The organism is Candidatus Eisenbacteria bacterium, from assembly GCA_016867495.1.
GTDB lineage: Bacteria > Eisenbacteria > RBG-16-71-46 > CAIMUX01 > VGJL01 > VGJL01.
This window is the reverse complement of sequence record VGJL01000110.1, coordinates 1-8,602: the sequence shown is the minus strand read 5'-3', so window position 1 is coordinate 8,602 and position 8,602 is coordinate 1. Positions and strand designations below refer to the sequence as shown.

At 66.8% G+C, this 8,602-nt stretch carries 10 protein-coding genes; 6 read left to right on the top strand and 4 right to left on the bottom strand.

Annotated elements, in window-relative coordinates:
- Positions 1-143: 143 nt before the first annotated feature.
- The 3 genes from FJY88_09770 (at position 144) to FJY88_09760 (ending at position 2,098) form a co-directional block, all read left to right on the top strand.
- Positions 144-1,304 (top strand): hypothetical protein, encoded by a 1,161-nt coding sequence (locus tag FJY88_09770; protein MBM3287618.1) that lies wholly within the window; start codon positions 144-146, stop codon positions 1,302-1,304.
- Complete coding sequence (locus FJY88_09765) at positions 1,295-1,807, top strand: LytR family transcriptional regulator (protein MBM3287617.1); 513 nt, start codon at positions 1,295-1,297, stop codon at positions 1,805-1,807. The genes FJY88_09770 and FJY88_09765 overlap by 10 nt, the downstream gene beginning before the upstream one ends.
- 108 nt (positions 1,808-1,915) lie before the next feature.
- A complete protein-coding gene (locus FJY88_09760; GenBank protein MBM3287616.1) occupies positions 1,916-2,098 on the top strand; it encodes a twin-arginine translocase TatA/TatE family subunit in 183 nt (60 codons plus the stop codon).
- On the opposite strand, the gene FJY88_09755 is transcribed toward FJY88_09760, so the two are convergent.
- Genes FJY88_09755 through FJY88_09740 form a run of 4 tightly spaced genes read right to left on the bottom strand, consistent with a single transcriptional unit; the run spans position 2,095 to position 6,290 of the window.
- Positions 2,095-3,399, bottom strand: coding sequence for a DUF2029 domain-containing protein (locus FJY88_09755; protein MBM3287615.1), 1,305 nt, complete (start codon positions 3,397-3,399; stop codon positions 2,095-2,097). The genes FJY88_09760 and FJY88_09755 overlap by 4 nt on opposite strands.
- Entirely contained in the window at positions 3,396-4,070 is a 675-nt protein-coding gene (locus FJY88_09750; protein ID MBM3287614.1) for an SAM-dependent methyltransferase, read from the bottom strand. The genes FJY88_09755 and FJY88_09750 overlap by 4 nt, the downstream gene beginning before the upstream one ends.
- On the bottom strand, positions 4,067-5,104 hold the full coding sequence (locus FJY88_09745) for a radical SAM protein (protein ID MBM3287613.1): 1,038 nt from the start codon (positions 5,102-5,104) through the stop codon (positions 4,067-4,069). The genes FJY88_09750 and FJY88_09745 overlap by 4 nt, the downstream gene beginning before the upstream one ends.
- Positions 5,094-6,290, bottom strand: coding sequence for a DegT/DnrJ/EryC1/StrS family aminotransferase (locus FJY88_09740; protein MBM3287612.1), 1,197 nt, complete (start codon positions 6,288-6,290; stop codon positions 5,094-5,096). Before FJY88_09740 ends, FJY88_09745 begins: the two co-directional genes overlap by 11 nt.
- 228 nt (positions 6,291-6,518) lie before the next feature.
- On the opposite strand from FJY88_09740, the gene FJY88_09735 reads away from it, so the two are divergent.
- From FJY88_09735 to FJY88_09725, 3 genes are all read left to right on the top strand, one after another.
- On the top strand, positions 6,519-7,736 hold the full coding sequence (locus FJY88_09735) for a fibronectin type III domain-containing protein (GenBank protein ID MBM3287611.1): 1,218 nt from the start codon (positions 6,519-6,521) through the stop codon (positions 7,734-7,736).
- Between the two features lie 12 nt (positions 7,737-7,748).
- Positions 7,749-8,405 carry a hypothetical protein gene (locus FJY88_09730; protein ID MBM3287610.1) on the top strand — a complete coding sequence of 219 codons (657 nt, stop codon included), beginning with the start codon at positions 7,749-7,751 and terminating at the stop codon, positions 8,403-8,405.
- A partial coding sequence (locus tag FJY88_09725) for a hypothetical protein (protein ID MBM3287609.1) occupies positions 8,402-8,602 on the top strand: 201 nt, incomplete at its 3' end. The genes FJY88_09730 and FJY88_09725, both read left to right, overlap by 4 nt.

Below are 8,602 nucleotides of genomic sequence, written 5' to 3'. Positions count from 1 at the left end.
GACGCGCGGACTCTCGCGGCCCCCGGTCCGGGGGGACCGTGGCTCCTCGCCGTGGCCTACCGGCTGGGCTCCACGCGGCTGATCGACAATGTGGCGGTTCGCCCGGCGGCGAAGGGCCGCGGCGGCCTCGGGCGGAAGACCCGATGAGGTGGAGAGCGCTCATCCTGGCCGCCGGACGGGGGACGAGGATGAACTCCGACCTGGCGAAGGTCCTCCACAAGGTCAGGGGGAAGACCCTGCTGGAGCATGTGCTCGAAACGGCCTCCCGGCTCCCGCTCGATCGGATGGCGGTGATCATCGGGCACCAGCACGAGCGCGTCCGCGGGGAACACAGCGGCTGGGACGTCGAGTTCGTCCTCCAGCAGCCTCAGAGGGGAACCGGCCACGCGGTCCAGCAGGCGGAGCCATTCCTGCGTGGAACGGACGGTTCCACGCTGGTTCTCTATGGAGACGTTCCCCTGCTCCGCCTCTGCACCCTTCTCGAGCTGATGGAGGAGCACCGCCACGCGCGCAACGCAGCCACGGTTCTCACGGCCAGGCTCGCGGACCCGTCGGGGTACGGGAGGATCGTGAGGGGCGACCGGGGGGAGTTGGTGGCGATCGTGGAGGATCGCGATCTCGCCCCGGAGGACCGGACGATCGACGAGATCAACTCCGGGATCTACGCCTTCGAAACGCCGCTCCTGCTCGCGGCCCTTCATGGGCTCACGGACGACAATCGTCAGGGGGAGATCTACCTCACCGACACCGTGCGGCAGATCCGGGATCAGGGCGGGCGCGTCGGCACCTACACCCTCGCCGACCCGCTGGAGATCTCGGGGATCAACACCATCGAGCAGCTCGCGGCGGCGGAGTCTCTCCTCGCGGGCAGGAAGGCCGCTCGATCGGAGGATTGCCCCGTCTGCGCTCTGGCCAACGCGGAGAGCGGCTTCCCGGTCCTTGCGAAGCGGCCGCACGCCCTGCTCGCCGTTTCCGCGCGCCCTTACAATTCGGGGCAGTTGACCGTCCATCCGATCCGTCACATGATCCGTCATGCGGAGCTCGGCGACGCCGAGAGGACCGAATTCTGGCGGCTCGGGCAGATCGCCGCCGAGGCGGTCCGGGAGCTGTACGGCCCTCAAGGGATGACGATCGGCTTCAGGGAAGGCAAGCCGGGGGAACACCTGGGGCTCGAGATCGTCCCAAGGTGGGTGGGAGACACCAACTTCATGCCGATACTCGCTCAGCGCAAGCTGCTTCCCGAGTCGCTCGATGAGACCTACCGGCGGGCGCGGGAGTTCCTGGCCCGCCGTGGATGGCTCTGATGCCGAAGCGCCGCAAGAAGGCAGGCAAGGCCGGCTCGTGGGGCCGCGGGATCGCCACGGCGGTTCTGCTCGCGCTGGTCGGCTTCTTCGGATTCAGCATCTACCTTGGCTATCGCGCCTCTGGCCCCCCCTCGCGAAAGCGCGCCGAGCGCCTGACGGCCGTGGCCACGGTCGCGCCGGAGCCCAGGTTCCCGGGCATCGGCGCTCCGACGCTGATCCTCATGAATGGCTGTGGGCGGCCCGGCCTTGGCGCAAGGGTGGAGCGCTGGCTGAGACGGCAGGGGTTCGATGTCTTCGAGACGCGCAATGCCGATCGAGCCGACTACAGGCGCACCCTCGTGGTGTTGCGCTCCGGGCGGCGCGACGCGGCCGAGGCGGTCGCCGATCGATTGCGGGAAGCGCTCGGAGTGGGGGAGATGATCGAGCAGAGGGTCGAGGCGCCTGAGGCCGACGCCCTGCTGATCCTCGGCAGCGACTTCCCCGACACGCTGCCTCCCCACTGAGCGGTACCGGCCCGCCGCCTTCTCGTGTAGGCTCTCTGTGAGGGGAATGGAAGACTCCCCGCGGATCTGATCCGCGGAGCCGATTCCCTGAGGAAGGAAGGGTGCCCGATGCAGTTCGGTTTCCGTGAGATCCTCGTCATCCTCCTGATCGTCTTGATTCTCTTCGGCGCGAAGAGAATCCCGGAGCTCGCCCGGTCGCTCGGCCGCGGAATCAACGAGTTCAAGGGCGGACTGAAGGGAGATGCCCCTCCCGAAGGCGAGAGGAAGAGGCCGGAGGAGCCGAAGCCCTAGGGTAGCGTGGCGGCGCGGCTTCCGATCGGGCCCCGCGCGCCGGTCCCTCTGTTCGCTTCCCGCCGCGCTGTCGCGACGACCCAGATGAAGAGCGCGAGCGTGGGCAGCGCCTTGCTCGCGTGCTGGATCAGGCTTCCGATCTGCGTCAGGCCCCCCTGCCGATCGGCCACTAGCAGGTAAGGAGTTGGCAGGGCCAGCGCGAGGGCGAGCCACGGGATCAGAGGCGAGCGATAGCGCAGGGCCAGGACGCTCAGGACCGGCAGCAGCATGACGTAGTGGTACTCCCAAACGTCTTTGAAGATCAGGAAGAAGGCCAGCACCCAGAGAGAGATCTGGAGCGTCATGGAGCACCTCCTCCCGTGGCGGAGAACGATCCACACCGAGAGGCCGAGGATCAGCAGGTTCGCGGCGACGACCGGTAGGTTGCCCACGGAGACATCGAGTCCCGCAAGGGCCAGGCGCCGGCTCGCCAGCTCATCGGGCAGGCACCATCCCGCCTGACGGACGAAGGCGCTCAGTCCCAGCGTTCCCGGGTAGATCTCGCCGGGGAATAGGCCGAGATTCAGCTCGAGGAATGTGCCGAGATCTTCGGGCCTGGCCAGGTAGTAGGGCGCGCAGGAGAGGATCACCAGTCCCGCCGCATAGAGCACCGGACGGATCCACCCGCGCCGCAGGTAACTCAAGGCGAAGAGCGCCGTGTAGCTCTTCAGGGCGATGGAGGCAGCCCAGGCGATGAGCCCTCCCTTTCCGGGTGGCGCTTCTCGCATGCCCGCGGATCGGCCGGTCTCCGCGCCGCGCAGGATGGTCCAGAGGAAGAAGGCCATCAAGAGCGAGAACTGGCCCATCCACTGCTCCAAGTAGAAGGGGAGGAAGCCGAGCCAGATCCCCGCTTGGAGGCGTCGATCCGCTCCCCTCGCGCCCGGAAACCGAAGGATCCCCCGCACCGCCAGGAGAAGCAGAAGCTCTGTCGCGATCACCCAGACCAGATAGCCGGTCCATGGGGAGAGAAAGAGGCTCGAGAGCGCCGCGACATAGGCCGTCGGGGGCAGGTAGCGGTAGAAGTAGGAATAGGGGACGTCTTCTGTGGCCCCGTTGCCGCCGGCGTTCGTCTGGTAGATGCTGCGGCCGTGCACCAGGTGGTCTCCCGCCGCGTAGATTCCGAAGTAGTCCGCCGCCTGGCCGTGCGAGTCCCGCGCCTCCACGAAGAGCGGGTTCAGGAACTGCCCGCGCAGGGACAGGAGCATGAGGAGGTGGACCACGACCCCGGCCGCCAGGGCCCATCGTCCTTCCTTGAGGCTCAAGCGGGGCGCTCCGGAACCCGGCCGACGGCCAGGTAGTTCCACGTCTCCGTCGTGTCGCAGTAGATGCGATCGAGCGCTCCCCCGAGGGCCTGGACGATCAGATAGGCCGGCTTGACGAGGATCTGAAGCCCCCACCGGTCGAAGTGGGCGAGGAAGTAGCAGAACCGCGCCGCGGCCGTCACGAAGTAGCCGGCCATCGGGCGGATCTCGATGACCTCGAATCCCGCCTGCTCGAAGAGATGCCTGAGGCCGAAGAGGGTATAGCGGAAGTAGTCATGGGGGATCTCGTGCACGTTCCAGATGTGGGGCGCGGTGAGGATGAGATGTCCGCCGGGGGCGACCACCCGGCGGGCTTCCTGGAGCAGGGCCAGAGGTTCGGGGACATGTTCGAGAACCTGGAAACAGACCGCCGCGTCGAACGACGCAGCCCGAAACGGGAGCGCGAGCGCGCTGCCGAAGACCTCGGTCCGCGACTTCGGATGGGGCGTCCCGGGGTGGTCCATCCCCCAGATCCGATCGACCCGCCCCTCGAAGAGCGGCCGGAAAGGCTGCTCGCCGCACCCTATGTCGAGGACACGGCCGCGCGCCAGCCGGGCGACGCTCCGCACATGGCGCCTGCAGATCCTCCAGACGAGCCAGTTCTTCGAGAAGAGGCCGAACGGGTCGCTCATGGGTCGGATTTGCAATCGGCCCCGATGCCGAGGTTGCAGCGCTCCACGCAGATCCGCCGGTGACGGCTCCTCTTGAGGATGTCGCGTCTCCAGCGGGTCATCGCGTCGCCGTACCAGGTTCCTTCGAGCCCACCTTCGAGGATGTTGCCGACGAAGCACTCGTTGTGGATGCGGCAGCAGGGAGTGACGTTGCCGCCGAAGTCGATATATATCTTCTGGAACGGTTCGAAGCATCGCTTGCGATGCCACTTGAGGTCGATCCGGATGTCGATCCCGTGGCGCGCGGCGCTCGTTTGGATCTCGGCGAGCGTGCGGTCCCGCACGTCCGCGGGAAGCGACGCGAACTGGTATTCCCTGCGATCGTAGATCTCCCGCTCTGTCGACTCGTCCCGGAAAGGCACCGTCTCGGTCACATAGACGCGGCGGACGCCGGCGGAGGCGGCGACTTCCGAGATGCGCGGCACGGAGAGGTGGTTCCTCCGGTTCAGGACTACATAGAAGGCGGTGCGGACAGACGAGCCGAGCCCCACGAACGCCCTCGCGTTCTCCACGATCTGCGGGAACGAAGACCCCTCGCGCAGGTATTCGACGTCCTCCTCGCTCCCTCCGTCGATCGATATCCTCAACTCGGACAGGTCGCTGGCCGCGATCGCCTGCGCCCTCTCCCCCTCCAGCAGCATGCCGCTCGTGTGGACGATCGTCTCGTGGATCCCCTGATCGACGCACTCTCGGATCATCCTCGGCAGATCCGGATGGAGCAAGGGCTCCCCCTGGCCGGAGAGCCAGAGTCTGCGGACAGGGCCGAGCTCCAGGATGAGCTTGCGGAAGTCCTCGAATGCCATGTCGCCCGTGGCGGGCAGCTTCAGGCGCGTGCATGTCCGGCATGTCATCTTGCAGCGGTTCGTGATCTCGATCTGCGCCATCGGAGGCCGCTGGACCAGTCGCCTCGCGCCCCCGCCGGCCCATGCGACCAGAAGCCGCGCCCGCCGGGACCACCTCTCCAGGAACGGAGCGAGGCTGGACTCATCGTGCATAAGCGGTGAGCACCTTCCGGACGGCCCCGATCACGTCATCGACATCGCCGTCCGTCAGCTTCGTGGAGAACGGGATCGAGAGGGTTCGATCCGACACGAACTCCGCGCTCGGGTAGTCTCCGCGCGCGAACCCGTAGGCGTCCCGGTAGTAGGGATGCAGGTGGATCGCCGAGTAGTGGACCCCGACGCCGATGTTTTCGGCCTGAAGGGCGCCCAGGATCCTGTCGCGGGAGGCTGTCAAGTTCTCGAGATCGACGAGGAGAGTGAAGAGGTGATAGGCGTGGCGGTCGCCCGCGTCCGGGGGGGGCGGGAGGAACGCGGGAAGCCCCGTCAGGCCTGCCTGGTAGCGGTTCCAGATCTCCTGGCGCCGGATCCATCCCGCCTCGACCCGGGCGAGCTGGTGCAGGCCGATCGCCGCCTGGATGTCGGTCATGTTGTACTTGAAGCCGGGGAAGTGCACCGCGTAGTGCTTGTATCCCTCGTCGCCGAATCGTTTCCATGCGTCCTTCGACATGCCGTGCAAGCCGGCGATCTTCACCCAGGAGGCGATCTCATCGTCGTCGGTCGTGACCATCCCTCCCTCCACCGTCATCATGTTCTTGTTCACGTAAAAGGAAAAGACGGTGCAATCGCCGATCGTCCCGACCTTGCGCGTCCCGTGCCGCGCCTCCACAGCGTGGGCCGCGTCCTCGAGAATCCTGATGCCGCGGGGCCGGGCGATCGCCTCGATGGCCGTCATCTCCGCGGGGCGGCCGGCAAAGTGGACCGGCACGATCGCCCGCGTGCGGTCGGTGATCCGCGAGGCGATCGCGTTCGGGTCGATGTTCATGGTCCGCCGGTCGCAGTCGGCCAGCACCGGCGTCGCGCCGACATGGACGATCGCGTTCACGGTCGCGACGAACGTGAGGGGAGTGGTGATGACCTCATCCCCGGGCTTGACGCCCAGGGCGATCATCGAGAGATGCAGGCCCGCCGTGCAGGAGTTCAGAGCGACCGCGTGCCGGCTTCCTATGTAGGCGCGAAAGGCCTCCTCGAATCGCGCGACGCGCGGCCCCGTTCCCGGCCAGCCCGACCGAAGGGTGTCGACGACTTCCTGGATCTCCGCCTCCCGGATATCCGGGCTGCCGAAGATCAGGAAGGAGTCGCGGACGGGCTTGCCCCCGTCGATCGCAAGCCTCTCGTCCATCGGCACCTCCCCCCTCGACGCATGCGCCGGCCGGATGCTCGGTCGCGTGTCCGCGAACGCGCCGCCATCCCGCGCGAGGGGCCTTCGCGGGCGGGCGCCCCGGCTGCGCTGCGGCGTGCAAGAACCGAGACTAGCGGCCTGTCCCGGATCGCTCAAGCCGGACTTGACCCGGGCATGACAGCCGCCTCATTCTGGTCTGGATGCCATGGGGGAGTCAGGGATGAGCGGATGCTGACGGGTGGCCGCCCCGGGTCCTCGATCGCGGGCGAGCAACCGGCGGTCCGCGCGGCGTCCCTGATCTGCCTGCTCCTCATCGTCTCCGCGATCTCGACGCCGGCTTCCCCGGCGGACTCCCCGCGCTTCTCTCTCCCGGCGCCCGCTGGCGTCATCGCGCGCGACACTCCGAACGACGACGGCCGAAGCATCACGATCCACTGGGAGCCCTGCGACGGCGACTCCGGGGGAGCTCTCGGCCTCACGGGCTACGAAGTCGAGAGGAGCCGGGGCCTGGCGGGGCCCTATGAGAAGGTCGGCTCGACGCCCCCGGGCGTCGGGGATCTGATCGATGTCAAGGGGGTGCGCGACGGAGAATCCTACTACTACCGGGTCCTCGCCGTCCGGGGCGACGAGAGAGCCGCCTCGGCACCCTCATCGGCCGCCCAGGCCCGGGCGCAGTGGTTTCACACCGGGAGGATCAACACCCTGGTCGCCGTGCTGCTTCTCTCGGGACTGATCATCTACTTCATCGAGCGCGCGAGAAGAGGTGGGGATCTCTTCATCCGCAAGATAGCGGGACTCGACGCGGTCGACGAAGCCGTCGGTCGGGCGACCGAGATGGGCCGGAAGATCCTCTACATCCCCGGTACGCAGGACATGGACAACGTCCAGACCCTGGCCGGGATCTCGATCCTCGGCCGTGTCGCCCGTCTGACGGCCGAGTACGGGACTCCGCTCGATGTTCCCTGCTCGCGCTCCCTGGTCATGGTGGCCTGCCGCGAGACCGTGAAGGAGTCCTACCTCGCCACCGGCCATCCGGACAGCTACTCCGACTCGATGGTCCGCTACTTGACCGACGACCAGTTCGGATACGCGGCCGCGCTCGACGGGATCATGGTGAGGGAGAAGCCGGCCGCCGTCTTCATGCAGGGGGCCTTTTTCGCGGAGTCGCTGATCCTGGCGGAGACCGGGAACTCTATCGGCGCGATCCAGATCGCGGGGACCGCGCAGGCGAGCCAGCTTCCCTTCTTCTTCGCAGCCTGCGACTACACGTTGATCGGCGAGGAGCTCTTCGTCGCGGGGGCCTATCTGTCCCGAGAGCCGCGGCAGCTCGGCAGTCTCAAGGGCCAGGACATCGGCAAGGCGATCATCCTGCTTCTTCTTCTCGCGGGAATCGTCATCCAGACGATCGGCATCTTCGACTTCGCATCGCTCTTCGCGGTGGAATAGGCAGACCTGGCGATGCGTAGAGGAGTTCCCCTGTTCCTGACCGCCTTCGTCGGAATCACCTACATCGTCCAGTTCTTCGTCCCCCACAGGCCTTTCTCCGGAATGCAGGATGTGCTGACCGACTGGGTCCAGATCGTCTTCGCCTTTGCGATCTGGCTCGGGGTGCTCAATCTGATGAAGGTGTCGGGCAACAAGGTCTACCGGAAGGAGAGGGACTGGCCCTACGCTGTGGTCATCGTCGTCAGTTTCCTCCTGATGGGAGTGATCGGCCTCTTCCTGAGCGGAGGGGCGCGTTTCCAGGACCCGGGAACCCCATTCGACTGGATGTACCAGAATGTCTACAATCCGCTCAGCGCGACCATGTTCGCCATTCTCGCCTTCTTCGTCGCGAGCGCCTCCTACAGGGCCTTCCGGGCGCGGAATCGGGAGGCCACGCTCCTGCTCGTCGCCGCCTTCCTGGTCATGCTGGGCCGGGTGCCGGCGGGGGACGCTCTCACCGGTTTCCTCCCCGAGGGATACCGCCTCTCGAGTCTGGCCGACTGGATCATGAACGTTCCCAACAAGGCGGGCCAGCGCGCGATCATGATCGGAATCGCCCTGGGAACCGTCTCAACGAGCCTCAGGCTCATCCTCGGGATCGAACGATCCCATCTGGGGGGCGAGAGATGAGCCTGATCGATCGGATGCTCAGCATCGATCGGCGCTGGATCTACCTCGTCATCACGGTGGCGGTCGTCGTGCCGCTCTTCCTCGATCTGCCGCAACGGATCTCGGTCACTCCGGAGGTGCGCGGGCTCTATGAGGCGGTGGAGCAGTTGCCCCGCGGATCGAAGGTGCTGCTGGCGTGCGACTATGACCCTGGGTCG